Origin of the sequence: Parvularcula lutaonensis, from assembly GCF_014651915.1 — a bacterium.
Lineage (GTDB): Bacteria > Pseudomonadota > Alphaproteobacteria > Caulobacterales > Parvularculaceae > Parvularcula > Parvularcula lutaonensis.
Genome location: NZ_BMXU01000001.1, coordinates 1,247,501 through 1,274,500 on the forward strand (window position 1 = coordinate 1,247,501; position 27,000 = coordinate 1,274,500).

General features: G+C 63.6%; 29 protein-coding genes and 2 tRNA genes. 12 read left to right on the top strand and 19 right to left on the bottom strand.

Annotated elements, in window-relative coordinates; genetic code table 11:
* Positions 1-44: 44 nt before the first annotated feature.
* Together IE053_RS05980 and IE053_RS05985 are read right to left on the bottom strand one after the other, a co-directional pair.
* Positions 45-476 carry a CBS domain-containing protein gene (locus IE053_RS05980; RefSeq protein ID WP_189573282.1) on the bottom strand — a complete coding sequence of 144 codons (432 nt, stop codon included), beginning with the start codon at positions 474-476 and terminating at the stop codon, positions 45-47.
* 60 nt (positions 477-536) lie between these two features.
* Positions 537-1,319: a rhomboid family intramembrane serine protease gene (locus IE053_RS05985; protein ID WP_189573285.1), complete on the bottom strand. Its 783-nt coding sequence runs from the start codon at positions 1,317-1,319 to the stop codon at positions 537-539.
* A 136-nt stretch (positions 1,320-1,455) separates the two neighbouring features.
* Here IE053_RS05985 and IE053_RS05990 point away from each other — a divergent pair, with 136 nt between their 5' ends.
* From IE053_RS05990 to IE053_RS06005, 4 genes are read left to right on the top strand one after another with little or no spacing between them, the layout of a single operon-like run.
* Positions 1,456-2,052, top strand: a complete 597-nt coding sequence (locus tag IE053_RS05990; RefSeq protein WP_189573288.1) for a PilZ domain-containing protein — start codon at positions 1,456-1,458, stop codon at positions 2,050-2,052.
* 11 nt (positions 2,053-2,063) lie between these two features.
* A complete protein-coding gene (locus IE053_RS05995) occupies positions 2,064-2,564 on the top strand; it encodes a hypothetical protein (RefSeq protein WP_189573291.1) in 501 nt (166 codons plus the stop codon).
* Positions 2,565-2,599: 35 nt separating this feature from the next.
* A complete protein-coding gene (locus IE053_RS06000; protein WP_189573294.1) occupies positions 2,600-3,301 on the top strand; it encodes a response regulator in 702 nt (233 codons plus the stop codon).
* A 7-nt stretch (positions 3,302-3,308) separates the two neighbouring features.
* Positions 3,309-4,610, top strand: coding sequence for an ATP-binding protein (locus IE053_RS06005; protein WP_189573297.1), 1,302 nt, complete (start codon positions 3,309-3,311; stop codon positions 4,608-4,610).
* A gap of 7 nt (positions 4,611-4,617) precedes the next feature.
* Here the strand turns inward: IE053_RS06005 and IE053_RS06010 are convergent, their stop codons facing one another.
* The 7 genes from IE053_RS06010 to IE053_RS06040 all read right to left on the bottom strand — a co-directional run bounded on the left by IE053_RS06010 (position 4,618) and on the right by IE053_RS06040 (position 9,387).
* Positions 4,618-5,997 carry an outer membrane protein assembly factor BamB family protein gene (locus IE053_RS06010; protein ID WP_189573300.1) on the bottom strand — a complete coding sequence of 460 codons (1,380 nt, stop codon included), beginning with the start codon at positions 5,995-5,997 and terminating at the stop codon, positions 4,618-4,620.
* Positions 5,994-6,842, bottom strand: coding sequence for a tetratricopeptide repeat protein (locus tag IE053_RS06015; RefSeq protein WP_189573303.1), 849 nt, complete (start codon positions 6,840-6,842; stop codon positions 5,994-5,996). The genes IE053_RS06010 and IE053_RS06015 overlap by 4 nt, the downstream gene beginning before the upstream one ends.
* A 29-nt stretch (positions 6,843-6,871) precedes the next feature.
* A tRNA-Trp gene (locus tag IE053_RS06020) sits at positions 6,872-6,947 on the bottom strand.
* A gap of 68 nt (positions 6,948-7,015) precedes the next feature.
* Positions 7,016-7,420 carry a nuclear transport factor 2 family protein gene (locus tag IE053_RS06025; protein WP_189573306.1) on the bottom strand — a complete coding sequence of 135 codons (405 nt, stop codon included), beginning with the start codon at positions 7,418-7,420 and terminating at the stop codon, positions 7,016-7,018.
* A 66-nt stretch (positions 7,421-7,486) separates the two neighbouring features.
* Positions 7,487-7,942 (bottom strand): J domain-containing protein, encoded by a 456-nt coding sequence (locus IE053_RS06030; RefSeq protein ID WP_189573309.1) that lies wholly within the window; start codon positions 7,940-7,942, stop codon positions 7,487-7,489.
* Between the two features lie 51 nt (positions 7,943-7,993).
* Positions 7,994-8,881 (bottom strand): division plane positioning ATPase MipZ, encoded by an 888-nt coding sequence (locus IE053_RS06035; protein WP_189573312.1) that lies wholly within the window; start codon positions 8,879-8,881, stop codon positions 7,994-7,996.
* A complete protein-coding gene (locus IE053_RS06040; RefSeq protein WP_189573314.1) occupies positions 8,878-9,387 on the bottom strand; it encodes an SPOR domain-containing protein in 510 nt (169 codons plus the stop codon). Before IE053_RS06040 ends, IE053_RS06035 begins: the two co-directional genes overlap by 4 nt.
* Positions 9,388-9,485: 98 nt before the next feature.
* On the opposite strand from IE053_RS06040, the gene panC reads away from it, so the two are divergent.
* On the top strand, positions 9,486-10,349 hold the full coding sequence (gene panC, locus IE053_RS06045; RefSeq protein WP_189573317.1) for a pantoate--beta-alanine ligase: 864 nt from the start codon (positions 9,486-9,488) through the stop codon (positions 10,347-10,349).
* A gap of 70 nt (positions 10,350-10,419) precedes the next feature.
* Here the strand turns inward: panC and tig are convergent, their stop codons facing one another.
* Positions 10,420-11,742 carry a trigger factor gene (gene tig, locus IE053_RS06050; RefSeq protein WP_189573320.1) on the bottom strand — a complete coding sequence of 441 codons (1,323 nt, stop codon included), beginning with the start codon at positions 11,740-11,742 and terminating at the stop codon, positions 10,420-10,422.
* A gap of 249 nt (positions 11,743-11,991) precedes the next feature.
* Between tig and IE053_RS06055 the strand changes: the two genes are divergently transcribed.
* Positions 11,992-15,303, top strand: a complete 3,312-nt coding sequence (locus IE053_RS06055) for an amidohydrolase family protein (protein ID WP_189573323.1) — start codon at positions 11,992-11,994, stop codon at positions 15,301-15,303.
* A gap of 78 nt (positions 15,304-15,381) precedes the next feature.
* Positions 15,382-15,819, top strand: a complete 438-nt coding sequence (locus IE053_RS06060; protein ID WP_189573325.1) for a hypothetical protein — start codon at positions 15,382-15,384, stop codon at positions 15,817-15,819.
* A gap of 118 nt (positions 15,820-15,937) precedes the next feature.
* Here the strand turns inward: IE053_RS06060 and IE053_RS06065 are convergent.
* A tRNA-Leu gene (locus IE053_RS06065) sits at positions 15,938-16,022 on the bottom strand.
* A 111-nt stretch (positions 16,023-16,133) separates the two neighbouring features.
* Here IE053_RS06065 and IE053_RS06070 point away from each other — a divergent pair.
* A complete protein-coding gene (locus tag IE053_RS06070) occupies positions 16,134-16,481 on the top strand; it encodes a DUF1428 domain-containing protein (RefSeq protein WP_189573328.1) in 348 nt (115 codons plus the stop codon).
* Here the strand turns inward: IE053_RS06070 and IE053_RS06075 are convergent.
* Positions 16,478-17,932 carry an NAD(P)H-hydrate dehydratase gene (locus tag IE053_RS06075; protein ID WP_189573331.1) on the bottom strand — a complete coding sequence of 485 codons (1,455 nt, stop codon included), beginning with the start codon at positions 17,930-17,932 and terminating at the stop codon, positions 16,478-16,480. The genes IE053_RS06070 and IE053_RS06075 overlap by 4 nt on opposite strands.
* A 128-nt stretch (positions 17,933-18,060) precedes the next feature.
* On the opposite strand from IE053_RS06075, the gene dprA reads away from it, so the two are divergent.
* Complete coding sequence (gene dprA / locus IE053_RS06080; RefSeq protein WP_189573345.1) at positions 18,061-19,176, top strand: DNA-processing protein DprA; 1,116 nt, start codon at positions 18,061-18,063, stop codon at positions 19,174-19,176.
* Here dprA and IE053_RS06085 read toward each other — a convergent pair.
* The 3 genes from IE053_RS06085 to IE053_RS06095 are packed head-to-tail and all read right to left on the bottom strand — an operon-like array spanning position 19,152 to position 21,401.
* Positions 19,152-20,102, bottom strand: a complete 951-nt coding sequence (locus tag IE053_RS06085) for an alpha/beta fold hydrolase (RefSeq protein ID WP_189573348.1) — start codon at positions 20,100-20,102, stop codon at positions 19,152-19,154. The two genes, dprA and IE053_RS06085, sit on opposite strands and share 25 nt — an antisense overlap.
* Complete coding sequence (locus IE053_RS06090) at positions 20,099-20,416, bottom strand: SCP2 sterol-binding domain-containing protein (protein ID WP_189573351.1); 318 nt, start codon at positions 20,414-20,416, stop codon at positions 20,099-20,101. The genes IE053_RS06085 and IE053_RS06090 overlap by 4 nt, the downstream gene beginning before the upstream one ends.
* The gene (locus tag IE053_RS06095; RefSeq protein ID WP_189573354.1) at positions 20,409-21,401 is read right to left on the bottom strand and encodes a class I SAM-dependent methyltransferase; all 993 of its coding nucleotides are present in this window, start codon (positions 21,399-21,401) and stop codon (positions 20,409-20,411) included. The genes IE053_RS06090 and IE053_RS06095 overlap by 8 nt, the downstream gene beginning before the upstream one ends.
* Before the next feature lie 196 nt (positions 21,402-21,597).
* Between IE053_RS06095 and IE053_RS06100 the strand changes: the two genes are divergently transcribed.
* On the top strand, positions 21,598-22,068 hold the full coding sequence (locus tag IE053_RS06100; protein WP_189573357.1) for an Hsp20 family protein: 471 nt from the start codon (positions 21,598-21,600) through the stop codon (positions 22,066-22,068).
* 35 nt (positions 22,069-22,103) lie between these two features.
* Here the strand turns inward: IE053_RS06100 and IE053_RS06105 are convergent, their stop codons facing one another.
* Positions 22,104-23,069: a LysR family transcriptional regulator gene (locus IE053_RS06105; protein WP_189573360.1), complete on the bottom strand. Its 966-nt coding sequence runs from the start codon at positions 23,067-23,069 to the stop codon at positions 22,104-22,106.
* A gap of 94 nt (positions 23,070-23,163) precedes the next feature.
* On the opposite strand from IE053_RS06105, the gene IE053_RS06110 reads away from it, so the two are divergent.
* Positions 23,164-23,451: a hypothetical protein gene (locus IE053_RS06110; RefSeq protein WP_189573363.1), complete on the top strand. Its 288-nt coding sequence runs from the start codon at positions 23,164-23,166 to the stop codon at positions 23,449-23,451.
* Between the two features lie 141 nt (positions 23,452-23,592).
* Positions 23,593-24,753 carry an MFS transporter gene (locus IE053_RS06115; RefSeq protein WP_189573366.1) on the top strand — a complete coding sequence of 387 codons (1,161 nt, stop codon included), beginning with the start codon at positions 23,593-23,595 and terminating at the stop codon, positions 24,751-24,753.
* On the opposite strand, the gene IE053_RS06120 is transcribed toward IE053_RS06115, so the two are convergent.
* From IE053_RS06120 to IE053_RS06130, 3 genes are all read right to left on the bottom strand, one after another.
* Positions 24,711-25,106 carry a hypothetical protein gene (locus tag IE053_RS06120; protein ID WP_189573368.1) on the bottom strand — a complete coding sequence of 132 codons (396 nt, stop codon included), beginning with the start codon at positions 25,104-25,106 and terminating at the stop codon, positions 24,711-24,713. The genes IE053_RS06115 and IE053_RS06120 overlap by 43 nt on opposite strands.
* Before the next feature lie 349 nt (positions 25,107-25,455).
* A complete protein-coding gene (locus tag IE053_RS06125; protein ID WP_189573371.1) occupies positions 25,456-25,623 on the bottom strand; it encodes a hypothetical protein in 168 nt (55 codons plus the stop codon).
* 112 nt (positions 25,624-25,735) lie between these two features.
* Positions 25,736-26,938 carry a succinylglutamate desuccinylase/aspartoacylase family protein gene (locus tag IE053_RS06130; RefSeq protein WP_229786076.1) on the bottom strand — a complete coding sequence of 401 codons (1,203 nt, stop codon included), beginning with the start codon at positions 26,936-26,938 and terminating at the stop codon, positions 25,736-25,738.
* Positions 26,939-27,000: the final 62 nt, after the last annotated feature.

The following is a 27,000-nucleotide window of genomic DNA, read 5'->3' on the forward strand; positions in this document are numbered from 1 at the left end:
TCAAATCACCCTAGAAAGCGCCGCTGGCCTGCGGAGGCCTCGTTTCAGCCGCTCGCGATGTAGCTCTTCAGGGCCTCGGCTTCTTCCTTCACCTCACGGATCCGGTGCTTCACCACATCGCCGATGGACAGGATCCCCACGAGTTCGTCCCCCCGCATCACCGGAAGGTGCCGGATACGGCGGTCCGTCATCATGTCCAGGAGCTCATCGACTGTCGCGTCGGGTGAGCAGGTGATCAGGTCCCTGGTCATCACTTCGGAGACCTTTCGTTCCCGCACGCCCATCGGCGCGCCGGCCATGACGCGAATCAGGTCCCGCTCGGACAGGATACCACTCGGCTTGCCCGCAGCATCCACGATCAGGAGGGCCCCGATATTGAGTTCGGCGAGTTTGTCGATCGCGTCACCGAGCCTTGCCGTCTCAGCGAGGGTCTCGACCTTGTTGCCCTTGGAACTGACAATATCCTGTGCACGCATCCTGACCTCCTTGGCGGTAAGGCCGTGATATGGTGCGCCTAGTCAGCCCTTCCCGCAAGTTCAGGAGAAGCCGAATGGCAGCGGAGGCCTTTTCGCCATGCGGTCGAACAGCGGGAATGCGATCAGCCCGAACAGAAACCCGCCAATGTGGGCCTCCCATGCGATCTGCGACGCTTCTCGAACACCGAATGCGCTGACAATGCCGGTCGCTAGATTGAGGCCGATATAGACCATCGACGCCACAAGGACGGGCCGCGCCCAGATTGGTGCTAGCCGTCCATATTCGGCTCCCATGGGTGCGAAGAGCCTGAGCGCGAAACGCAACGTTCCGGCCATCAGCCCGGAGATCGCACCAGACGCACCGATCATCGGGGTCGAATCATAAGGATGGAAGGCGAAATGCGTGAGCCCGCCGGCGATGCCGCAGGCGATGTAGAAAGCCATGAATACGAGAACATTGTGCGTCCGGTCCGCCGGAGGCACGCCCTCGACGCACAGACGCCGCGCGACGCCCGAGCCGAAGACCACCAGCCAGAGCATGTTGAGCAACAGGTGCGCGAGATTGCCGTGCAGGAACATGTGGGTGAACAGCGGAATGATCGCGAGCGCCACCTGGCCCTGCTCGATCCGAACGAGAAACTCCACGGGAACAAACGCGAAAGTGCTGAAGAGCGGGCCGGGGCCGAAGGGTGACTTGACCCAGAACGACGCGAAATAAGCGATGATGGTCCAGGTCACGATGCCGCCGATAGGCACTGGCAGGTTGAAGATCGGACCGCCGCGGAAGGGCGTGCTGCCGCCGAAGCCTCGGTTGCGTCTGATCGCGGAGGGTCGTTCGGACATGGGGCGGTGGGCCTTCCTCAGGAATGCGCAAGGTGGCCATCGAACGGCCCGGCAGCAAGCATTAGCCTCAACGTTTTGACCGTTTGTTGATTCGCCGGCGCTAGGACGTTTCGCTGCAGGAGAGGCGCAAACCACCATGGACTCTTTCCAAGCCCAGTCGATCAGGGACCTGGCCGAGCCGTCGAGGCTCGCTGAGGCGGCTCGAGGGCGTCGGCACCGCCGGGTACCGATGCGCCTGCCCATGAAGTTCAAGCTGCCCGATGGAAAGGCCCGCCAAGGCGTGCTGGCGAATCTCTCTGTCAGCGGGGCCGGCGTGATTGCACGGCCGGGCGCACTCAACGGAGACAAGGTCGAACTGGTGGTGCCTGATCTCGGTCGGTTCACCGGCACTGTCGTGCGCCTCAATCCGCGAGGCTTCGGCGTCGAACTCTCCGGGACACGGGCGGACCGGATCGCCCGGGCCGACGCCCTCCAGATCTTTCTGAATCGTCCTTCCGAGAATTCCCGCGCCGTCCGTTATCCCCTCGCGGAGGAAGCCGTGCTCGAGACGGTGACTGGACAGGTCGCACACTGCCTCATTCTCGATGTGTCCGAGACCGGCGCTTCGGTGGCGACAGCGCTCTATCCGCGAATCGGAGAGACCGTCATGATAGGCCGCAAGCGCGGGATTGTCGCGCGCCACCATGAAGAAGGGCTCGGAATCACCTTCATGCTTCCCATGGGCGCGCGCTAGGCGGGACAGGTATGGCGACCGAGAATTGGTGCATGAGCGTCGGCGGGAGGATCTACGGACCCTACCCCACGTCCCAAATGGCGAGCTTCGTCGCCGAAAAGCGCCTCGCCTATCACTCCCTCGTCGCTCCCGCGGGGAGCCGTGACTTCAGGCAGGCGTTGCAATTCGACGAGCTGCGCCCGCTTTTCCAGAGCGGTCCGGCCTCAGCTTCATTGGGCGGTTCGCTGCGCGCCTGTCTCGTCATCTTCGCCGACGGTCGTGCAGCCGAGGGCAACGCAGCCGAGATTCTTGGCCGCTTTGCCGATTCCCGTGCGCTTTCAGGATCCGTCTATCTCGTCCGCGGCGAGCTTGACGCCGAGTCGCTCCGAGCAGAGTTGGCGCAAGCCGTTCGGGGAGGCGAACGCCTCATGGTCATTGGCCTCGATAGCGGTGATTTCGCCTCGCAGGGCGTCGCCCTCACCGAGCATGAGACACTCGCCGCCCTCTTCCGCGACGCTGTCGAGCGGGATTGATGGGCAAAGCTGGCGAATTCCTTTAAGCGGATCGCATGGTGCAAACCGCCGAAACCCTTGCAGGACATGATACGCCGCACGTGCTCGTCGTGGACGACGACGAGGGCATCAGGAAACTGTTGGCGCGCTACCTGCGGGAAAACGGCTTCCTCGCCTCCGCAGTGGAAAGCGCGGCCCACGCTGATGCCTTGATGAAAACCATTGCCTTCGATGCGCTGGTGATCGACGTCATGATGCCGGGCGAGGACGGTTTCTCGATGACCGAGCGGCTGCGGGCGCGCTCCGCGGTGCCGATCCTCCTTCTCACCGCGCGCGGGGAGCCTGAGGACAGGATTCGCGGCCTCGAGGCTGGCGCCAACGACTACCTTCCCAAGCCGTTCGAGCCGCGCGAACTCGTCCTGCGCCTTCGCGGGCTCCTCCAGCGCACCGCCCTTCCCCCCAAGGACGAGCGCGTGCGCTTCGGTCCCTTTGCCTTCGATCCGGCACGGGGGGAGCTGACCAATGACGGTGAGAGGGTGAAACTCACCGATGCGGAGCTGCATCTTCTGCGTACGCTGGCCGCCAAACCCGGAGCCCCCATTCCGCGGACCGTCCTGGCACAGAAGGAACTCGGGGTCTTCGACCGCTCCATCGACGTCCAGGTCACGCGCCTGCGCCGCAAGATCGAAGAGGACCCGCGCAGCCCCCGCTACCTGAAGACGGTGCGCGGCGTCGGCTACGCCCTGATGACGGACTGACCCGCCCGTGCTCCGCAGGATCGCACCCAAGAGCCTCTGGGGACGGACGGTCCTGATCGTCGTCCTGCCGATTTTCCTGATGCAGTCGGTGGTGACCTTCATCTTCTTCAACCGGCACTGGGAAGAGGTGACAGGCTCCCTTGCCCGCCAGTCGGCAAGCGAGATGGCGCACATTCTCGAGCTATGGCGTGACCCACCCGAAGGGCTCGACCGCGACGATATCGTCGAGATGGCGCGCGAGGACCTGCAGCTCTTCATGCGCTGGGCGCCCGGAGAAACGATCCCGGAACGCGACAAGCTTTCCTTCTTCTCGCCGCCGAACAGGACGCTGGAGGACGAGCTTTCCCGAGCCATCAGCGAACCTGTCTGGATCAATACGCGCGGCTATGCGGACGAAGTCGAAGTCCGCGTCCAGCTCGACGACGGATACCTCGTCTTCGTCACACCACGCGATCAGGTCACCGCGCAGAACGGGCACCTCTTTGTGCTCTGGCTGATCGCCACGACCATGCTCCTCGGCTATGTCGCCGTGCAGTTCATGCGCAACCAGGTCCGCTCGATCACGCGGCTTGCGGCTGCGGCGGAAGCCTTTGGTCGCGGCGATGACATGCCTGAGTTTCGGCCGACCGGCGCGCGGGAAGTCCGGCAGGCAGGACAGGCTTTCATGGCCATGCGGGCACGGATCAAACGCTACCTTCTTCAGCGCACGGAGATGCTTGCCGGGGTCAGCCATGACCTTCGCACGCCGCTCACCCGGATGAAGCTCGGCATTGCCATGCTTCCCGAAGGCGAAGACCGGGATGCCCTCGATGCGGATGCGAAAGAGATGGAGAGGATGCTCGAAGCCTATCTCGACTTTGTGCGGGACAGTCAGGACACCGACAGGACGATCGTTTCGGTAGGTGAACTGGCCGCGGACCTGAAGGCCGAGTTCGCGCGCATGGGCAAGGCGCTCGAGGTGGAGATCGAGGAGGACCTGTCGGTCGATGCGTCACCCCTCAGCCTCAAACGCGCGCTCAGCAACCTGTGCAGCAACGCGTTTGCCCATGCCACGCGCGTGAGGCTCGAGGGGCATCGCGCAGGCGGCAGCGTCATCCTGACCGTCGACGATGACGGGCCGGGGATTGCGAAGGAAGACCGTGACCGGGCCCTCCAGCCCTTCGAGCGGCTCGACAGCTCACGATCTTCGCCAGGCAGCGGGCTTGGCCTTTCGATTGTCCAGGATATCGTGCGGAACCACGGCGGCAGGTTGACCCTCGGCGAGTCCCCGCTGGGCGGGCTGCGCGCGACGATCAGCCTGCCAGGCTAGCGCGCTGTTACTGCGCGGCCTCCCCGAAAGCTTCGACGAAGCCTTTCTCCGTGATGACGTAGATCGTCCCGCCGGCAATGACTGGTGGCAGGTTCGCCCCGTCCTTGAGGCGGTAACGCGCTTCGATCTCGCCATTCTGGGGAGAAAGCCCGATCAGTTCTCCATTGCTTCCCGCGAGCCATAGCCTGCCGCCACCGAGAACGGGACCGGCCCAGCTGATGCGCTTTTTCTTTCGCCGCTCGTTCTTGAAAGCGGGAAGGTCCACGACGAAGCGGATCCGGCCGTCGATCCGGTTGACCGCCACGAACTGGCCGGCGTTCGACACGATGTAGATCGTTTCACCTGCAAGCCATGGGGTATGATACCCCCCTACCGGACGTTCCCAGGCAACGGCCCCTGTCCTCAGGTCGATTCCGGCCATTTGGCCCGACTGGCTCACCGAGAAGACTGCGCCCCGGTCGATGATCGGGCTAGCGGCAATGTCGCCCAGCACCGAAAGGGCATTGAGCTTAGAGGTCCGGGAGATCGTCTGCTGCCAATTGACCCGGCCATTGATAAGGTCGAGCGAAGTCACTTCGCCCGAGCTGAACGGGACAACCACACTGCGCCCGTCGACAGCGGGGGCCGCGGCCGCCAGGAAGCGCGCTGATTCCTCGAAACTCTCATAGCCCCAGCGCTCCTCTCCGGTGGCCTGGTCGAGAGCAAAGACTTCATTCGAAATGCTCACGGCGATCACCAGGCCGCCAGCAACCGTCGGTGGATTGCGCATCGGGCTTCCGGTCTCGACCTGCCAGAGCAGCTCACCGGACCGCGCATCGAGGGCGGCGATGAAGCCGAAGCCCGACGTCACGAACAGTCGGTCTTCAGCAAGGGCCGCGCCGCCGCCGAAGCCGAGATCGGCCGGCTTGACGCGTGCGAAAATGTTGAGGCGGCGAGCGGCGCGGTCGCGGACATCCGGCGTCAGGGTCGTCTCCCAGACTTTCTTGCCGGTGTCGCGGTCGACAGCCATGACATTGGCAACCGCGTCGATATTGTAGAGCAGCTCCGTCCCGACGACAGGCGTCGAAGTGATCGGGGCTTTTTTCGCCTTTGGCGAGATGACGCGTGCGCGCCATGCGCGGACCAGCTCCGCGGGTGCGGCCACGTGGATCAGTGTGTGGTCGGGTGCGCCAGCAACCTGCGGCCAGGTTTCATTGGCAAGGGGCGGCGGGACGACGATGCCCTGCCCTGCGAGTTCGGGATCGGGCTCGATCACCTCTTCGGGTGCAAGCACGGCGACCGCATCCGCGAACTCACGATCTTCGGCACTGCCGCCATTGCTGCTGCAGGACACGGCCAGGAGGGCAAGCCCGGCAAGGCCGGCAAGTTTCAGGGTCCTCGCGATCACTGGGGCGTCTCTCCGGTTTCACCCGCGCCGGTGTTCTCACCAGCGGTCTCCTCTGCCTGTTCAGCAGGCTGAATATCCGGGAGCTGGGGCAGTCCGAGGGACGTGCCTGAGCCGACGCCAGCAGCGTCGAGTTCCGCGCCAAAGCGTTCGATGAAGGATGTCGCATCCGGGACCGGGGCCGCAGGCTGGATCGCGGCACCGTTTGCGGCGGCGTCGGCCAAGGCTGCGTAGGTTTCTGCCCGTGCGCGCAGGCCGGGAGGCGCCGTCTCTGATGCGGCGAGCGCTTCGAACCCAGCCCGTGCGGCGAGGTAGTCGCCTCGCACGAGTGCGGCAGCGGAGGTTATTTCCTCCGCATGCGCCCGAAAGGCTTCGGTTTCGACCTGTGATGCGATCTCCGCCGCCTCTTCGGGCCGATTGTTGAACAAGGCGTAGGCTGCGCGGATCCGGGCGACGTCGCGCATCGGCGCGGACACCGAAGCATCTTCATAGACGCTGGCGTAAAGATCGCGGGCTGCCTCGATATCGCCCTGCAGGCCAAGCTGCTGGGCGGCGCGCATGGCAGCGAGCTTGGCGAAGCCGCTATCGGCTTCCTCCGCGAAGGTGCGGAGCGACGCAAGGTCAGGCTCGGTCTCGGCGCCGAAACTCAGCGGGACATAGGCTTCGGCGGCGAGGCGCGCTGTTTCTTCCTTTCGCGACTCGTAGAACTGCCAACCTGCAACGCCACCGATAATGGCGACGGCACCGGCAATCAGGGGAATCTGAAACTGCCGGAGGCGCTCGAATGTCTGGTCGCGGGAGAGATCTTCATCGACCTCGCGGAGGAGGACGTCTTCTTCGGAAGCCACAGGCGCTCCTCAATAACTCTGTCCGGCACTGGCAGGGGCAGCAGGACTCGAACCCGCGACCCTCGGTTTTGGAGACCGATGCTCTACCAACTGAGCTATACCCCTAGGCCGTCCGGGGGCCTTACGGCCCTCGCACACAAGACGCAATAAGCCGTGAGGCCTGAACTCCGATTTTACATCGGATAGAAGAACTCCTCGCGGACGATCTTCCCGTCCTTGACGTGATAGGTCCCGATTTCGCTGCCCTCGGTGATCTCACCGGTTTCCTTGTTCTTGATCTTCATCCGGAAATGAACGGCAAAGGTGTCGTCGCCGAAATAGTAGGGCCCCTTCACCGCCTCTTCGGGCGGGATGTCCCCGATCTGCTCCTCGAACATCGACTCCCACCACTGGTGCTTGCCCTTGATCGCCTCGAGCCCCCTGGCCTCGCGGTCCATCTTCATGTCGGGATTGGCATAGGCCTCCACCGACACCGCATCGTCGGCGTAGAGCCTGTCCAGATTTGCAGAGGCTTGGCCCTTGCGGCAACCGTCGACGAGGGTGGTGGCGACGTCCCGCAGCTTGTCACTCGGTCCCATCGAATGTTCTCCCTTTGTTTGCGCCTGTGGCTTGCCATACCGGAGGCCTCCCTCCAAGCGGCGGAGTCAGTCGCTATGCAGCAGGACCTTGCGCGCCTCATTGACCTTCGCAGCCAGATAATCGCTGCCACCTTGGTCGGGATGGGCCCTGACGATCATGCGTTTGTGCGCAGCCTGGATCGCTGCTTCGTCGGGATCACCATCGAGGCCGAGCACCGCGAGCGCTTCGGCCCGGTCCATGCCTGGCGGGCGGGGCCGCGTCGGGGGCGGCTTGTCACCGAGCTCCTCGAAATCCCCCTTCCGTCCGACCTCCCGCATCACCTGCGTGCCGGCGAAACCGGCACCGATAGCCAGGGCCATGGCTGCAAGAGGCGTTAGCCTCATCCAGGCAAGCAGGATCACGGCCGCCGCCGTCGCCGCACCGATCAGCGCGAGCCGACGCTTCAGCGCGACCGAAAGATCGAGCTTCCGGGCCACGAAACCCGAGACAAGGAGAAGGACAGCGAGCGCAAACAGCAGCATCCTGCTACGCTACCCCTGTTTGGTGAAGAAGTGGATGGTCGCGGATGGCCTTCAGGCAGCTTCAGCCGCGGCTTCCTTGGCCCGCGCGGGCTCGGGTTTGACGTCCTCGCCGGACAGGCCGGGCAGCCTGAGCGCCGCGATGAAGCTCCGAAGTTCCTGGCGTGCCGCGATATGGCTCATCGAGGAGAGCTTTCGCGGGCTGCCCTTCGAGCCGAGATCGAGCAGCGTCATGCCATAGCTGAACAGCTCGCGATAAATCACGCGCTCACCGAAGCCGCGCGCCTGGCGGAACTGGATCCGCTTGGACAGGTCATCGAGCTTCGCTGCCATCTTGGCCTTGTTCTTGGCGTTGGTGGCCTGCAACCGGTTGCGGGTGACGACCCAATCAATGCCGCCCATGACCCCTGACTGGGCCCGCATCTGGCGCGCGCGCCAGACGGTCTCGGCATAGAGGCTCGGGCCCTTGATCTCGCCCGTCGCGCTGTCGACCCGGGCTAGAAGGTCAAAGTCGACAAAGCTGTCATTGAGCGGCGTCACGATGGTATCGGCATAGCAGTGCGCCGTGCGGCTGAGATGCGTGTCCGCACCCGGACTATCGATGACGAGGAAATCACAGTCCGCGAAAGCCTCGAGGGTCCTTTGCAGGCGGGCGTCATCATCCTCGTTGCGCATCTTGACGCTGTCATGCTCGGAATTCTGCAGTGGCAGGAATTTCGGCATAGGGAGCTCGTCAGGCGTCAGTCCCTGCGTCACCGCCCATTGCGCACGGTTCTCGAGATAGCGCGCAAGACTCTTCTGGCGCACATCGATATCCAGAACGCCGACCGAGCGACCTGCTCGCAGCAGCGCAACGACGAGGTGCATGGCGACGGTTGTCTTGCCCGAGCCGCCTTTCTCATTGCCGATGACAATGACATGGGTGCCTGTTTTCGAGGTCATCCGCCAAATCCTTGAGGGGGGTACAGGACTTCGCCCGTGGCGTCGGACGGTACGCAGTACGCGCCTTCGCCCCGAAGGGCCTTACACAGACTTTCGGCTTCCGCAAGACTGCCAATGGGCCCCGCGAGAAGACGGACAAACTGCCCGCGCTCGCCCAGGTCGACGTCTTTCAGGACAGGATCGAAATCCGCGAGCAAGTCGGGATAGCGGGCCTTGAGGACATTCCAACCACGCATCGCGTCCATGGCGGTGTAATAGGAGGCGAGATGGACGGTAGCCCCTGTCGCATTCTGCGGCCTCGCCTCGACATCGCTTCCAGGACCAAGCTCCGGCAACGCCGGCGGCTCCTCCTGCGGCACCGGTTTCGGTTCCAGCCTGTAGGAGTCCCGCAGCGGTTCGAGCGTCTGGGCAGCGCCTTCTGCAGGTACCGTGGCCAGCGCCAGCACAAGGCCCATCGCCAGCATCGCCAGGGTCCTGATCTTGAAGGAGAAGGCTTGGTCTGTCATGGCGCTGAGCGTTTACCAATGTGGTTGACGAAAAGTTACCGGACTCGCGCGGATTGGTTGCACGTGTTCGGACCCGAAGGACAAGGCCCAAAGCATCGATGAAAATCGCACGCAGCCTCGACGATCTGAAAAACTGTCTTCAGTCAGATGGATTCGCTGGATACCGGCTGGCCCTGGTACCGACAATGGGGGCTCTGCATGACGGTCACCTCTCCCTGACCCGCGTGGCCCGGAAACACGCGGAGCGTGTCTGTGCGACAATCTTCGTAAACCCGAAGCAATTCGGACCCAATGAGGACTTCGAAACCTACCCGCGCACCGAGCAGGACGATCTCGAAAAGCTCGCCGAGGCCGGGGTCGATCTTGTCTACATCCCGGCGCCTGGCGACATGTATCCGCCTGGCTTCGCGACGAGGATCGATGTCGGCCCCATCGCCGAGCCCTTGGACGGGGCGTCCCGGCCCGGCTTTTTCTCAGGCGTTGCGACGGTCGTCACGAAACTCTTCACGCGGATCAAGCCCGATGTCGCGGTGTTCGGAGAAAAAGACTACCAGCAGCTTCTCGTGATCCGGCGCCTCAACGACGACCTCGACCTCGGCGTCGACGTGATCGGCGCTCCCATCATTCGCGAGGCTGACGGCCTCGCGATGTCCTCCCGCAACCGCTACCTCTCCCCGCCCGAGCGCCGGATCGCTGGTGAACTCAACCAGATCATGCGCAAGGCGTGTCACCGCATCCGCGGCGGCGTTTCCGTTCCCGCCGCGCTGATCCAGGGGATGCAGGAGATGGATGCTGTCGGTCTTCGCCCCGTCGATTATTTCGAGCTGCGCTCAGGCACTGACCTCAGCCTCCTGCCCGAGCGGGAACTGCGCGCATCGGAGCTCGAGGATGCGAGGCTCTTCGCAGCGGTGATGCTCGGAAAAACGCGGCTGATCGACAACATGGCGGTCAGCGAAGCCTGACGATACGCTCAACAAAAAAGCGCCGGGCAAGGCCCGGCGCTTTCTTTCGATTGGCAAACGCCCCGAAGGCTTACTCGTCGCCTGGCTCGGCCATGAGCTCGTCCTTCGAGACGGTCTTTTCCGTGATCTCGGCCTTCTCGATGAGGTGGTCGACCACCTTCTCCTCGAACAGCGGCGCGCGGATCTGGGCCAGAAGCTCAGGGCGCTCCTGGATCATCTGGAAGAGTTGCTGCGGCTGCATGCCGAACTGCATGGCCTGGGCCTGGATGGCGCGGGTCAGCTCGTCCTGCGGGACTTCGACCTTCGCTTCCTTGCCAATTTCGGCCAGAAGCAGGCCGAGACGCACCCGGCGTTCGGCGATCTTCTGGTAGTCGGCCTTCAGCTCTTCCTCGGACTTGTCCTTGTCCTCTTCGTCGCGCTCGGCGTTCTGGACCTGCTGCCAGATCTGCTCGAACTCGGCCTTCACCATGCCCGGAGGCAGGTCGAAGTCGTGCTGCTCGTCGAGATAGTCGAGGAGTTCGCGCTTCATGTGGAGGCGCGACTGGCTTTCGTAGCGGCTCTTCACCATCTCGGTGATCCGCTCACGGAGCGCAGCGAGGTCGTCAAAACCGAGGGTCTTGGCGAACTCGTCGTTGATCTCGGTTTCGACCGGCTCCTGGTTGGCCTTGATGGTGACCTCGAACTCGGCCTCTTTGCCAGCGAGGTGTTCGGCCTGGTAATCCTCGGGGAAGGTCACGGTGATGACCTTCTCTTCGTCTTTCTTGGCGCCGATCAGGCCCTCTTCGAAGCCGGGGATAAACTGGCCCGAACCGATGACGAGTTCGGCATCCTCGGCGGCGCCGCCTTCGAAGTACTCGCCATCGACCTTGCCCTTGAAGTCGATGATGACCTTGTGGCCTTCCTTGACGTTCCGGTTCTTCGGCAGGTCCTTGTAGGACTGGTTCTGCTCGGCAAGCTTTTTCAGCTCTTCCTCGACCTCTTCGTCCGTCACCTCGGCGACCATCTTGGTCAGCTTGATGTCATCAAGGCCCTTGGGCTCGATCTCGGGCAGGATTTCCACGTGCATGTGGTATTTGAGGTCGGCCGTCCCCTTCACCACGTCGTCGATCTCGGTTTCGAGATGCGGATGCGGCGGCATCGCCGGCTGGACGTCCTTGAGGGCCTCGGCCTGCGCGGCAGCCATCTCTTCCTGAATGAGCTCGCCCATCAGGTTCGGCCCGTAAAGCTTCTTCAGGAAGCTGGTCGGCGCCTTGCCGGGGCGGAAGCCTTTCAGGTGCACCTGCGGCTTGATCTCTTCGAGCTTGGCTTCGAGGCGCTCAGCCAGATGGCTCTGCGGGATAACGACAGAGTATTCGCGGCTCAGGCCCTCGTTCTTGGTTTCCGTGACTTGCATCTCGTTTCCGTTCCGGCGCCGCCGATTCGCGGCATGGGTGATCCTTGTGGCCGGAGCGTCTCCGGCGGAAAAGCGCGCCTAGAGCGGAAACACCCGAGTTTCAATGGGGGGCGGGCTGAAACCGCGGAGAGGCTCGCCGGTCCGGGGCCGGAGGCCGGGATTTCCTTCGTGAAGCGCCACTGGTGAGCGTGATTGACCCGCCGCGTTTTCGGCCCAACCCTGCCCCTCCGTAAGTGTTCAGGTGGACCCATGACCAACCAGCATTTGCTAGCCACGACGGCCTTCGCCCTGTGCACCTTCCTGATGGCTGACAACGCCGGGGCGATGGCGCAGGAGACCGAAATCGCTGACGCGGAGGCAGAGATCGCGCGGGAGGATGCGAAGGCGTCCCTTCCCCTCGAGGGCAAGACCACCAAGCTCGATTTCACGGTGGAGGAAGGCACCTGGCTTTCCCTCGACCTGACCGGGGACGACGACATTGTCTTCGAGCTGCTCGGCGACATCTACCGGGTCCCTGCCACTGGCGGCAAAGCGGAGCAGATCACCTCCGGCCTTGGCTATGACAGCCAGCCCGCGCTCTCTCCGGATGGAAGCCTGATCGCATTCATCAGCGACCGCGACGGCAATGACAATCTCTGGGTCGCCGATGCCGCTGGCGAGAACGCGCGAAAAATCAGCAACCTCAGCCGCACACGGATCGTCTCCCCGGCCTGGAGCCCGGATGGCGATTTCATCCTCGTCACCGAACTCGGCAAGGAGCCGCAGCTTGCCCTCTACCACAAGGACGGCGGCAGTGGCGTCTCCCTCACCTCGAAAAAGCCGGGTACGGACGAGAGCGAAGCCATCGACGGCCTCGGCGCGGTGTTCAGCCCGGACGGGCGCCATCTCTATTACGGCGCTCCTACGAATGGGAGTTTTCCCGGTGCGCAGGTCCACAGGCTCGACCGAAGGACTGGCTATGTCGCGCCGATGACCCAGCTCGCAGGTGGCGGTTTCCGACCGGCTGTGTCACCTGACGGACGCCTTCTCGCCTATATCACCCGAGACGAGGCGGTGTCCCGGCTGAGGCTTCGCGATCTTGAGACCGGTGAAGACCGAGAACTCCTCTCGGGCATCCAGCGCGATGCGCAGGAAGGCCGCAGGCCAAGCCGCGATTACTTCCCCAGCTACTCCTTCACCGCAGATAGCGAAAGCATCATCCTCAACCATGACGGCGCCTTTGCCCGCATCGCGTTGGACGACAGCGAAATCACGGAGATTCCGTTCTCTGCCGAGGTCTCCCTCGACATCGGCCCCGACCTCAATTCTCCTTACCGGGTGGATACTGGCCCCGTCCGTGCGCGGATCGTGCATGATCCAGCCCTGTCGCCTGACGGGCGCCGGATTGCGGCCTCCGTATTCGGAGAGATCTACGTCACGCCAACGGCAGGTGACGGTGCGCCGCGCAAGCTAGACACCCGCAACATGCTCGCCTTCAACCCTGTCTGGTCCCCGGACGGAAGACAGCTGGCGTTCGTCACGTGGTCCGATCGCGAAGGCGGCCACATCTGGCGCATGCCGGCGAATGGCTCCCGCGCGCCTCGCCGCCTGACCGAGCACCCGGCCTACTACAGCGATCTCGACTGGTCGCCTGACGGCCAGACGATCATTGCCATGCGTGGCAGTGAATGGATCAGGCACCGGACCTTCAGCGAGTTTGGCGGCCTCGATACACCCCTCGAGTTCATCCACTTGCCGGCCCGTGGTGGCGAGATCACCGTCATCCGCCCCGCCGAGTATGGCGAGCGCAAGCCGCACTTCGCTGAAGGCTCGGACCGCATCTACGCCTATTCCGGCGAAGAGCTCTTCTCCATGACCCTCGACGGCGGCGACCAGCAGACGCACCTCAAGGTCAACGTTCCGACCGGCCGACCAAGCCAGGACGAAGCCTTCGCCGAGCGCATCGTCGTTCATCCGGGAGGGGAGCATGCGGTGGCGCTCGGTAATGCGCAGGTCTGGGTCGTGCCGATCCCGGCCCTTGGCGCCACGACCCCACAGGTCAATGTCCGGGGCCCTTCTATGCCCATCGCCCGCCTCACCGACATCGGCGCCGATTTCATCGGCTGGAGCGATGATGGTGAAGAGGTCTTCTGGGCGATCGGTTCGACCGTCTACCGCATGGACTTCGACGACATCCCGTTCACCGGGCCCGAAGAGGAGAACGGCGAGTCAGAAGAGACCGACGAACAGGACGGCACGAAGGTCCTCGAGGACGAGCCGACCGTCAGGGTCCGCGAGATCGTTGTCGAGAAGCCCCGCGCGACGCCCGAAGGTGCGATCCTCCTTTCCGGCGCGACCATTATCACCATGGCCGGTTCGTCTACGGAGGAAATGGTCGAAGGCATCGCGGATGCGGATATCCTGATCGTCGATAACCGCATCGAAGCGATCGGCGAGAAGGGCTCCCTCAATTCGCCCGAGGACGCCGAGACCATCGACGTGTCCGGCAAGTTCATCATCCCCGGCCTCGTCGACACCCACGCACACTGGGAGTTCCGGACCCAAGACGTGCTGGAGCCGCATAACTGGTCCCTTGCCGCCAACCTCGCCTATGGCGTGACGTCGGGCCTGGATGTGCAAACGGCGCATAAGGACTATTTCACCTATAGCGACTTTGTCGATGCGGGCATCTCGACGGGCCAGCGGGCCTTCATGACCGGGCGCGGCATTTTCTCCAACACCGATTTCGAGAGTTATGAGAGGACCCGCGCCTATCTCCGCCGCTACTCCGATCATTACCGCACTCGGAATATCAAGTCCTATCTCGCCGGCAACAGGAAGCAGCGCCAGTGGGTCGTGCTCGCCTCCGAGGAACTGGGCCTCCTGCCAACCACCGAGGGCGGCTCGGATATGCGCCTGGATATCACCCATGCCATCGACGGCATGTGGGGCAATGAGCACACACTGCCCATCGTTCCGTTGAGAGATGATGTGATCGATCTCTACGCAAAAACAAAGACCGCCTACACGGCGACCCTCCTCGTGCAGTATCAGGCCATCAGTGCCGTGAATTTCTTCTTCACGAACGAAGACCCCCATGATGACGAAAAGCTCGCCCGTTTCTATCCTGAGAACCGGATCGACGTCCTGACCCGGCGCCGCTCGACCTGGGCGCGGGAGGATGAATATGCTTTCAAGGAGGCAGCGGCGAGCGTCGCCGCGCTCCAACGCGCCGGCGGCCTTGTCGGAATCGGCGGTCATGGCGAGCTCCAGGGCCTCGGCTATCACTGGGAGATGCGCGCCCACGAGATGGGCGGGATGACCCCGGCGGAGATCCTCCGTGCCGCGACGATCGACGGTGCTGCCATCATCGGCGTCGAGCAGGATCTCGGCTCAATCGAAAGAGGCAAACTGGCCGACCTCGTGGTCCTCAACAGCGACCCCCGCAAGACGATCGATCACGCTTCGGACATCCAATACGTGATGAAGAACGGCGAGCTTTACGACGATGAGACCCTGACCCGTATCTGGCCGTCCGAGAAACCGCTCGCGCCGTTCTGGTGGACGGAGGATCAGCAGTAATACCCCGCAGAGGCCCGGTAGCGGTCCCGCCAGCCCTCTGCTAGCTTCCATCAGCATCAAGAGAAAAGGGCTTCTTCCATGCGCTCATTCCTTCTCGCCGCAAGCTGCGCAGCGATCCTGTCCGCCTGTGCAACGACGCCGGAGCCCTGCACACGCGCCTACTTCGTCTACAAGTCCGATGAGCTGCAGCGCGATTTCGTCAGGAGAAACCGGGGCGAAGTCCGGCGGCTGCGGACACTCCGCACGGACCTGAGGACGCAGCCTGATCTCTTCACGGCACTCGCCGTCGTCTCGGCGAAGCGGGACCTCGAACAGATCGTCTCGGATCTCCGCACCCGAGTGATCCCCGACGCCCGCAGCATCGCCAGCTTCTGCGGCATCGACGAGGCCTTCGACATCATCATGGATGGCTTCCTCGTCGAGCAGGGCATCGACCCGCAGCTCGTGAGGACCTTGGGCCTTCTCGACCTCTTCGAAGACCCATCCCTGATGAGCACGCTGGAGCCGGCGCTCTGAGCGCTCTGCAAGGCACCCGAAGCCGGAGCAGAGGAACCTTAACATCGTGCACGGTGCGGATGAGGTCAGATACCGAAGAGCGCGGCCTCAAACAAAAAAGCGGCAGGCCGACCATGAATGGTGCGGATGAGAGGACTCGAACCTCCACGCCATAAGACACCAGAACCTAAATCTGGCGCGTCTACCAATTCCGCCACATCCGCACATGGGGAGCCGGGCATCTAGGGCGTCTGTGCGCGGCTGTCGAGCGCTGCGTCGGAGGCTTGTCCCGACCCGGGCGAGCGCGCTTACTCAGCACGGCAGGAGGAAAACCCATGGCCTATCTGGAAGCTGCCGTCTCGCCGGTCCCGACCGCGCACAAGCAGCGCTATATCGAAGAAAGCAGCAAGGCGGCGGAGGTTTTCAGGAAACACGGCGCCCTCGCGGTGACGGAGAACTGGGCCGATGACGTGCCCGAGGGCAAGCAGACGGACTTCCACCGGGCCGTCGCCCGCAAGGCTGATGAGACTGTTGTCGTTTCGACCATTCTGTGGCCGTCCAAGCAGGTCCGGGACGCCGCCTGGCCCAAGGTCATGGAGGACGAAGCGATGAAGGGCCATGAGGGCCTTTTCGATATGTCGCGAATGATCTTCGGCGGCTTCGAGCGGATCGTCGATGCCTAAGAGACAAGCCGGTCAATCACGCCAGCGATGCGGCGCGGAAGCCGGTCGGCATTGAGGCTGGGGCCAGCACTGCGGGCCGCTTCGGCATGGATCCAGGCACCGGCAGCAGCGGCTTCCCGGGGCGCGACGCTCTGGGCCAGGATTCCGCCGATCAACCCCGCAAGGACATCTCCCGATCCGGCCGTAGCGAGGCTACGGCTGCCATTGGTATTGATGACCGGCAAGCCATCGCCTGCGATCACGGTCGTCGACCCCTTGAGCAGCACGGTGGCGCCGCAGCGCGCGGCTGCCGCCTTCGCACGGGAGAGCTTGTCGCCCTCGACTCCCTTGAAGAGGCGGGCGAACTCTCCCTCGTGCGGGGTCAGGACGCAGCCTTCGTGCAGCGCCGAGAACAGTTTGCTCGGCTCGTCCTCGTAAAGCGTCAGCGCGTCGGCATCGACAACGCAGGGCAAGCCGCTCGCGAGCGCCGTATGCAGACAGTCACGGGAAAGTGCGCCATGTCCCATTCCAGGGCCGATGACGATCGACGACGCCTTGCCCTCGGCCAGCTCCTCGAGCGCTTCGGGGCCGGTCATGGGCCTGACCATGACGGCATCGAAGACCGTGCCGGCAAACTCGGCGCTCGACAGGGGCGCGAGATAGGTCACCGCCCCCGCACCCGAGACACTCGCACCGTATGCTGACAGCCGCGAGGCGCTCCCCATGAAACCGGGCCCGCCGACCACGACGGTATGGCCCCTCTCGTACTTGTGCGTTTCTCGCGCCCCGTTGGCCAGTAGGTGACGCCAGAGTTCCGGCGCATTGTGCAGGGCTGATGCGTCTCCCTCCCGGTACTGAAGTCCGATGTCCGCACAGAAGACCTTGCCGCATCGCCTCGCCCCCTCGCCAAGGAGGTGTCCCGGCTTCAGCCGATGGAATGTCACCGTGACGTCAGCCTGCGGAGCAATGCCGAGAACTTCCCCTGTCGCCCCGTCGATCCCGCTCGGAAGATCGATCGACAGGACGGATGCTCCCGCGAATTCGAGCTTCTCGATCAGCGCACGTGCTTCGCCTTCAACGGGCCGCGAAAGCCCGGCGCCAAACAGCGCATCGACCACCAGCGCCCCAGGGCCCGGCGCGAATGTGCCGGTCGGCCTGAGCCTGCCGTCCAAGCCCCTGTGCCGTTCCGCTGATGGGGGTTCCCCGAGGCAGATCACCTCGATAGGCCATCCGGCATCAACGAGCATTTCGCCGAGACGCAGGCCGTCTGCGCCGTTGTTGCCGGGGCCGCAAAGGATTGTCACCGGACGCCGGGTGAACTCGGATCGCAGGACGCGCAGGCTCGCGCGAGCAGCCCGGTCGATCAGTGTGGTTTCGGGCGTCCCTGCCGCGATCGTCCGCCGGTCCGCTTCCGCCATGGCGTCCGGCGTCATGAGCGAGCACCGCTTCGTCGCTTCGGCGTCAAAGGCCATCGATCCGTCCCACCGTTCTTCCCTCTGCCAGCTTGGGCGCCCGAGCGTCGCCGAACAAGGTAACTCAAGAGCATTTCCAGCGGCTCAACGCGCTGGTGCCGGGAACCTTCTCCTGCCAAGAATACCTCATGACGCAGGTTATCAATGACCGGGAACGCTTTGCCCGGCTTCAGCTTTTCCGGTCCCGCGGCATCGGGCCACTGACCTACTCCGAGCTGATGCGGAGAATGGGAACGGCTGAAAAGGCCGTGGAAGTCCTTCCCGATCTCGCCACCGCAGCCGGTCGGCCGGGCGTGACCCTGGCGCATCCGCGGGATGTGGAGCGAGAGCTGCAGGTCGCTGCGGATTTTGGCATCGATTACGTCACCCTCGGCGAAGCAGCCTATCCCGAACAGCTCGCCGCGATCCCCGATGCGCCCCCGGTCATCGCGATGCGCGGGCGCGCCGAACTCGCTGGAAAACCATGCGTCGCGATCGTGGGAGCCCGGAATGCCTCGGCGGCAGGCCGGAGCTTCGCCCGCACCGTCGCGAAGGATCTCGGGGATTCGGGGTTCGTTGTCGTCTCCGGCCTCGCCCGCGGCATCGACGGCGCAGCCCATGAAGCGGCGCTCGATGCCGGGACGATCGCGGTCCTCGCAGGAGGGATCGACCAGATCTACCCGCCCCAGCACAAGGCTCTCTATGCGGATATCGCCGAGCGCGGTCTCATCGTCTCCGAACAGCCTTTCGGCATGGTCGCCCGGGCGCAAGACTTCCCGAAACGCAACCGGATCGTCTCCGGTCTGAGCCGCGGCATCGTGGTCATCGAGGCGGCTGAGCGATCAGGTACACTGATCACGGCGAGACTGGCTGCGGAGCAGGGACGCGATGTGTTCGCAGTGCCGGGCTCGCCACTCGACCCGCGCAGCCGCGGGACAAATGGCCTCCTGCGCAAGGGAGCGATCCTCGTGCGGGATACGCAGGACATCATCTCGGAGCTGGAGACCATGTCGGCCCAGAGCCGCCTGTTCGAGCCCTCGAGCCTGGGCTGGGATGTTTCGCCAGATCAAGACGAAGGCCAGCAGGACGGTCTCCGGTCAGAGATCGTCGGTCTTCTGAGCTTCACGCCAACCCACCGTGACAGGATCATCGCCGAAACCGGCGCTGGTGCCTCCTCGGTAACCATGGCCCTGCTGGACCTCGTCCTCGATGGCGAGGCTGTTGAGGAGACAGGCGGCTCCTACGTGCTGTCCGCCTCGCGTTGAGGCAGGTGCGCTGCGATATGGGCATCGAACGCGTCCCAGAACGCGTCGCGATACTCATCCCGCTCCATCAGGATTTCGTGCTTCGACCCCGGAACCTCGGTGATGGTGATCCAATCCCTGGCCAGCTTCCGGATATTTTCGTGGTCTGACGAATCGACCCAGGTGTCATCGGGCAGGCTGACGATCAGGACGGGTACGGAGAGTTTGTCGAGCGCACCCTCCTGATGGAGGCGCGCCTGCTGCCGGTGCATAGCGGCGACCATCGCCGGAGTGGTGCGCGGCAGGGTCAGGGCTTCGTCAGCGATCAGGAGATCGCGGAGGATCGCATGGCGTTCGGGGTCCGAGGTGAGCGTGTTGCCTTCGAACTCCATCGCTTCGCCGCCTTCCTTGGACAGCGGCATGTCCTTGAGCCCGACCGAGCAGAGCGCCCCGGCAAGCGCCCTCACCCCGGCGCGCTGCCACATGGCCGGGAAGATCCGGGTCGCAGGCGCCGACAGCACCACGGCATCGGCCTTGCCGCCCTCGGCGAGCCAGGACAGCGTGACGAGCCCACCCATCGAATGGGCAAGGATCACCAGCCGGTCAGCATCCAGATAATCGACGACGGCCGAGAGATCCGCGATGTGCTTGTCGAAACTGTCGAAGCGACCACGGGCGTCATCCTCACGCAGGCGTTGAGAGAGGCCCTGGCCCCGTGGATCCATGCACCAGACGTCAAAACCCCGGTCGATGAGATCAAGCGCGACCTCGCCGTACTTTTCTGCGGGCTCGGCCCAACCCGGAACGCAGAGGACCGTGCCCCGCTCTCCCGTACCGCCGAAATGCAGTACACGGATGATCGCCCCGTCCTCGCTCTTCACGGCATGTGCGGTCACGCCCTCGGGCATCGGGACCGTGGGTGGTTTGATGACGCGTATGTCGCTCACGTCGGTTCTCCGAGTTCGAGGCGTGCCATCACGGCCATGTCGCCGGAAATCTTGAGCTGACCGGCCATCAGCGCCGTTTCCAGCTTGCGCTGGCCGAGGAGCACGGACCGCAGAACGGGCACCTCGCCGCGCCAGAGGCAGAACCGGCCCTCGAGTTCCGGCGGCGCCTTCTCTGAGACGGAAGGGGAATCCCCCCGCCCGTCTATCCAGAGCGATGATCCGTCCTCGGTACATTCGATGCGGAGGACACCGTCGAAGGACGAAACGAAGCCCTTCTCGGCACCCTCACGCAGGCCGTCGGCTGCGCTACTCAAGCAGCGATTCCTCCGGTTCCATCGGTTTGACGAAGCGAAGGGTCATCCGGTCGCTCTCGCCGATATCGAGATATTTCTGGGGATCGAACCCCTCAGGGGTCGTGCCGTCACGGCCCGACGTCCGCGAGTTCGGCGGCAGCGTCCAGACACCGAAGGGGTGATCGGCCGTATCCGCCGGGTTCGCGTTGATCTCGCTCGAGGCGTCGAAAACGAAGCCGGCATCCTCGGCGAGTTTCCGAACCGTCGACTCCTTGATGTAGCCCGAGGACTTCTCGAGGGTTTTGTCGCGATCCTCGGGAAGGCGGTGATCGACCACGCCGAGCGTGCCACCGGGCTTCAACGCATCATAGAATGCAGCGAAGGCCTCCTCCGACCAGCCGCCCATCTCGAAATTATGGACGTTGCGGAATGTCACGACGACATCGGCCGATCCCGGCGGAGCGATCTCCTGGCGGTCAGCTGCCAGGACCGTCATCTCGACGTCACCGTAGACCTCGGGATGATCGACGTACTTCTCCTTGAAATTCGCCAGTGCCTCCTGGATCCGCGGGTTCTCGCTCTCAGGGTTGAAGCTCGCCGCGTAGAGCTTGCCGCCGCCGCTCGCGAGGTAGGGAGCGAGGATGTCCGTGTAATATCCGGCACCGGGCCAGACCTCGACCACCACGTCATCCGGCTCGATCCCGAAGAACAGGATGGTTTCGACCGGGTGGCGGTATTTGTCGCGCGCCTTGGCCTCCGGGCTGCGCAGGTCACTGCGCACGGCGGCCTCGAGGGCGAGGCGATTGGCGGCCCCTTCAGCCATGGCAGAGGCACGGTCCCCGGCAGCCTCGGCAGCCTCGGAGGCGGTGTCTGCGGCGGTTTCAGCTGCCGCTTCCATCGTTTCCGCGGCTGCGACAGCATTGGTCTCGACCTCGGCCTCTCGGTCTTCGGAGCAGGCGACGAGCCCGAAGGCCAATGCGGTGGTCAGGAGAAGTCTCATGGTCATCGGCGTTTCCTCGCAGATTGAGTTGCACACGGCTTACCGGGTTCCCCGCGCGCGGCAAGAGGGACGTCCAGACAGAAAGAAATCGACTCGCAGGGTCTTGAACAGACAAGTAGACTGCCCACCTCAACGAGTGCCGGGTGCCATAACGGGCCCGGCTTCAGCCGCAAGGCGCGATCATTGCTCAATGGAGGATGACATGAGAACTTATGACCTGACCCCCGTTTATCGTCAGAGCGTTGGCTTCGACCGACTGTTCAACGAACTCTTCGACGGCCTCTCGAAAGCCGAAACCACCGGCTATCCGCCCTACAACATCGAAGTTCTGGGCGAGAACGACTACCGCATCACCCTTGCCGTGGCAGGCTTCTCCGAGGACGAGCTCGAGATCGAAGTCACTGATCGCGCCCTACGCATCTCGGGCTCGCGCAAGGAAGATGACGGCGTCGAGCGGAAATTCCTTCACCAAGGTATCGCGGGCCGCAGCTTCGAGCGCCGCTTCCAACTGGCTGACCACCTGAAAGTGCGTGGTGCCACGATGGAAAACGGGCTGCTCAACATCGAGCTGCAGCGCGAAATCCCAGAGGCGATGAAGCCGCGCAAGATCGCCATCGGCAAGACCGATGAGCAGGACGGCCCGCGTGTCATCGCCAGCAACGACGCGGCGTAGTCCTCCCCTCTTCCAAACGCCAACTCGTTGCGACGTCAGGAGGCTCTCGGGCCTCCTGACAACGAGCAATTCTCAGCCATCCGGATCATCTCGGCGATCAGCCGCTCCCTGACCCAGCGATGCTGCGGGTCATGGGTCCAGTTCGGATGCCAGCCGATGAACAGCTTGAAACTCGGCACCTTCACCGGACAATCGAAGATCGAGAACTTCCCGCGCGAGAAGTTGAAAAGCGTGGCCGGTGCCGTCAGCACGCAGTCAGAGTTCTCCAGGACCTCGAGCGCCAGCAGGAATGTCTCGGTCCGGAAAGCAATACGCCTCTTCATCCCCGCCGCATGAAGCACCTGGTCCACCGCGCCGACATCGAGGCCCTCCGGATTGATCAGGATGTGGTCGGCCTTCACATAGCTTTCGATGTCCATGCCGTTGGCCAGCGGATGGTCCCGCCGGACGGCCGTCACGTAATGCTCCTCGAAGATCGGCCGCTGCACGAATTCATCGACGTTCACGCCCGGCGGTAGCTGCAGCATCTTGGGCTCGGGCAGGATGATCGCATCGATCTTGCCCGCGATCAGGTCCTGCGCCTGGGGCACGGCAGGCTGCAGGATGTCGAGTTCGAGGTTCGGAGCATCGGGCTGGACTGCCTTCTGCCAGGCGCGGATCACCACGGCACCGACGCTGTCTATGACAGCTATTCGGAATCTTCCGCTCTGATTGGCCGGATCGAAGCTTTCCTCCTCCAGGAGGAGGTCGCGCATCCGGTCGACAATTTCTGCTACGCGCGGTTGCAGCGCTTCCGCCTTTTTCGTGGCCAGCATGGTGCGCCCGGATTTGATGAGGAGCGGGTCGCCCAGTAGGTCCCGCAGACGCCCCAGCGCATGGCTGACAGTGGGCTGCGACACATCGAGCCGCGCCGCTGCACGCGTGACAGATTGTTCTGTCAAAAGCCAATGGAGTGTCACAATCAGGTTCAGATCGAGGTCTTCAAGGCGCGTTCGTGTCATAGACCCATCCTATAACGAAACTTCCGATCTTGCATTTGATTTTATGACAGGGAATTTCTAATTCGGTTGCAACGCACAAACGAGGAGAGGTCCCTTGACCAAAATCGCTCAAGCTACTGCCGCTACCCTTGCACTGTTCGCGGCCGCTGGCATCGCCCACGCTGGCTCGCTCAACGACGACATCAACAACTGCCGCGCCGCCATCGTCGAGGCCGGGCTTCTCGGCGACGCCGAGTTCAACCTCGACTTCGTTGACGACAAGGGCAACCGCAACCGCGTCCTGACCCTCGAAGCCAACGTCGTTGGCGGCGAAGACGTCATCATCGAGTGCCGCATGAGCCGCTCGAAGATCAAGGAAGTCGTCATCGCTTCGGCTGAGTGATTGCTGGCCATCCGGCGGCCTTAGCCCCCGCCGGATCGTCATCCTCCCGAGAAACGGCGCGCGGCCTTGCCGACGCGCCGTTTTTTTATCTAGGGCACCGGCACGCGGTCCCGCTCACCAGGTCCGCCAGAGGATGGGACTATGAGCGCCGTCAGCGACACCGGACAGGAACGCATTCCGCTTGTGAGCCTCATCGCGGCGATCGTCGCGATCTCCGTGGCAGGCATGGGCTTCGGGCATTCCCTGCCTCTGTTCTCCTTCCTCCTCGACAGCTACGGCGTCAGTGACGAGGAGATCGGTCTACAGACTGGGGTCGCGGCCATCTCGGCCCTGATCGGCGCCCCGTTCTATCCTCGGGTGATCGCCAGGATCGGCCTCAAGCCGTTCCTTATCATCTGCGTCCTCATCATGGTCATCCCCTATCTCGCCGTCTTCTGGGCCGGGGAGCGGATCTGGATGTGGTATCCGTTGCGCTTCATCTTCTCGATCGGCGGGGCGGGCCTCTTCGCCGGATCGGAAATCTGGATCAACGGCCTCGCCCCCGACCGGATCAGGGGCAAGATCATCGGCATCTACGCGACCTGCCTTGCCTTGGGTTTCGCGGCCGGACCCTTCATTCTCGCGACCACGGGCTATGACGGCTTCCTGCCGATCCTCGTCGGCGCGACCGTCTTCAGCTCTGCGGTCATCCCTCTCTTCTTTGCCAGCGCGCCGAAGTTCGACGGCGAACACACGAGCGGGATCTTCGCGGCCATGAAGACGGCACCCGTGATCTTCGGCGCTTCCGCCATGTTCGCCGGTGTCGAGAGCGCAGTCCTGATCTTTCTCCCGGTGCTGGCGCTCGAGCTCAACCACGGCGTCGCCATCGGAGCTCAGTCCGTGACGGTCTACGGTCTCGGCTTGTTGGCGGCACAACTCCCGGTCGGCCAGCTTGCCGACATGTTCCCGGCAAGGCGCGTCATGACCGGATGCGCCGCTGTAGGGGCAGCTCTCGCCTGCCTGATCCCGGCAGTGCAGGAGCACGTCTGGGCTCTCTTCGCGGTGCTCTTCGTCTGGGGCGGGGCGGTCGGAGGCATCTACACGGCAGGGCTCGTGGTCATCGGCAACCGGTACAAAGGGCACGAGCTGGCGGCGGCGAATACCGGCTTCGTGTTCGCCTACGCCGCAGGCGCCGTCATCGGCCCGATTGCAGCAGGTTTCGTCCGCGGCACGTTAGGGCCGAACGGCCTTCTGTTCGCTGTTGGGTTGAGCCTTGCGCTCTATGCCTGGGCAGCCCGGCGTCCCTCTCCCCGTGGAGCATAGAACACCGTCAAGGGCGCGGCACGGTCAAGAAGCGCTGCGACCTCCCTCTCCGGAACAAGCCAGAGCGCGGCCTGCTTGGCGCCTTCATAGTCATAAGCAGCCAAGGCCCGGATCACCTGGATCAGGCGGTGCTCCTGCGCGGTCGGCACGATGCTGTCCGAGACGCTCCAACCGCGACGACCGAAGCGCTGCAGATGATCCAGCGTGCGCCCCAGCGCCCATCCGGCCACCCGCCCGGCAGCGCGGCCAGGCTCCGCGGCAAGCGCTTCCTTCGAACGCTCGCGGCGCAGCGCGCAATCACAGCCATGGGCACGAAGATGCGAGAGGAACAGGAGGTCGTCTTGGTCAGTCATGCGTAGATAATAATCATTCTCATCTGCGCCGCAAGCCCAGTTAAGATCGGTTCTCAGACGCAATCCTGCTATTCGAAGCGCTACCGGCTCGCTGCCCGCGGGCCTATTCGAGCGCTGGCTCGATTTCGCCGCTTCGCGGCTTCACTCGCGTGCTCCGCCCAACCCGTCTCGTGCCGGCGACGGCGAACCCCCACAGCCCGAAGAGACAGCAGCGCTAGGCAAGTGTCGCAGGCGCAACGCGCCGACAAAGCCCGCGCTCAAATAGCGAGCGCGAGCGAGCTATAGCGCCTATGAAAAAGCCGGCCACGCCGGGCCGGCTCCTCCTACGGGTTTTCGCTACCCGCGAGCGTCAGGCCGTTTTCTTGGCCTTGTTCGGATCCTCTTTGTACTCGCCGCACCAGTCGGTGGCGGCCACCGTCGGCCAAGAGGCTTTCTTCTCGTTCTCGGCAGGCTGCGGCGCGTAGCGGCGGCACTCGCTGCCACTCTCGTTGTAGAATGCGCAGGTCTGGCAATGCATGATCCGGCTCCTCAAAAATGTCTCTTCAGGCCAACATTTAGTTACAAGAGTAGTTCCCGAAAAACAAGAGCGTGACACGGATCATCTCTGCACGTGCTTTTAAGAAACGGTCTCAGTGATCCTGCGAATCTATTGCAATACTTCTGAGAGCCATTCGCATGTTTTCAGGTGCGCAGACGATCTCCATCCCATCGAACAGGGGGTCCGCTTCCACCGCGGCTTCGATGGCGTCGTGGGTCGCATCCACGTCGGTCCCCCTGCCGGTCTCGGCGATATGGAACAGCGCATCCCCGCGGTTGACGATCGGCAGGTTGCTCCTGCCGATGACAACGCCTTTGCTCCGTGCCCTGACCTCCATCTCGTCCTCCCCCAAGGGACCCGAGACGACGGCCAGAAGCTCGTCGGCGTCAACACTATCGCCGAGTCCCCGATAGGCCCGCATGATGCCGCCGATAGGTGCGCGTTCCCAATGGCTCCGCGCGGTCCTGATCGGCTCGGCGGCAGGCTTCGAACCCTTGCTCGGCGGCAGCATGCCCTTATGGCGCATGACGTTCAGCACACCCTTGACCCCGATCCTGATCGCCGTCTCGTTGAAGCGCAGGGCCTCGCCGGCCTCGTAGAGAAGGATATCGCAGCCGCGCTCCTGCCCCTCCGCGCGCAGCGAGCCGTCACGCAACCGGCTATCGAGCATGATCGTTGCCCCGAACGCCCTGGCCATGGCGAGAACCTCGGGATTGCCGAGATTGGCCCTGATCTGCGGAAAGTTGTCCCTGTGGACCGCGGCGCTGTGAAGGTCGATCCCGAAGTCGGAGCGGCTGACCACTTCCTTCATGAAGATATGCGCGAGCTGTGCGGCGAGAGAGCCTTTCTCCGCACCCGGAAAGCTCCGGTTGAGGTCACGCCGGTCCGGTAGGTAGCGGCTGTGTGTGATGAAGCCATAAGCATTGACGATAGGCACGAGGATCAGCGTCCCCTTCAATCGGGACAGGGCCTTCACCTCCGACAGGCGCCTGATGATCTCCACCCCGATGATCTCGTCGCCGTGGATGGCGCCTGAGACGAACAGAACCGGGCCGGAGGATTTCCCATGAATCACCTGCACGCCCAGATGCATCCGGGTGTGGTCGGCCAGACGGCTGAGGGGGATGTCGATGGTCCTGCGACGCCCCGGTGCGATTTCTTCGCCGTGGATGACGAACGGCTTTCTTGGTGCTTTGCTCATGATCCTGTCCCAAGGCCCCCCCGGACGAAGGCGCAGTGGGACCATTTCCGTCTTCTTCTGGCCAGCGTCGAGAAGATTATCAGGTAAGCTCATGCGGTGACGGGCATCCGGGCCGACCTGCCAGCCTTCCCCCTTGCGAAGAATGAACGTCTTTC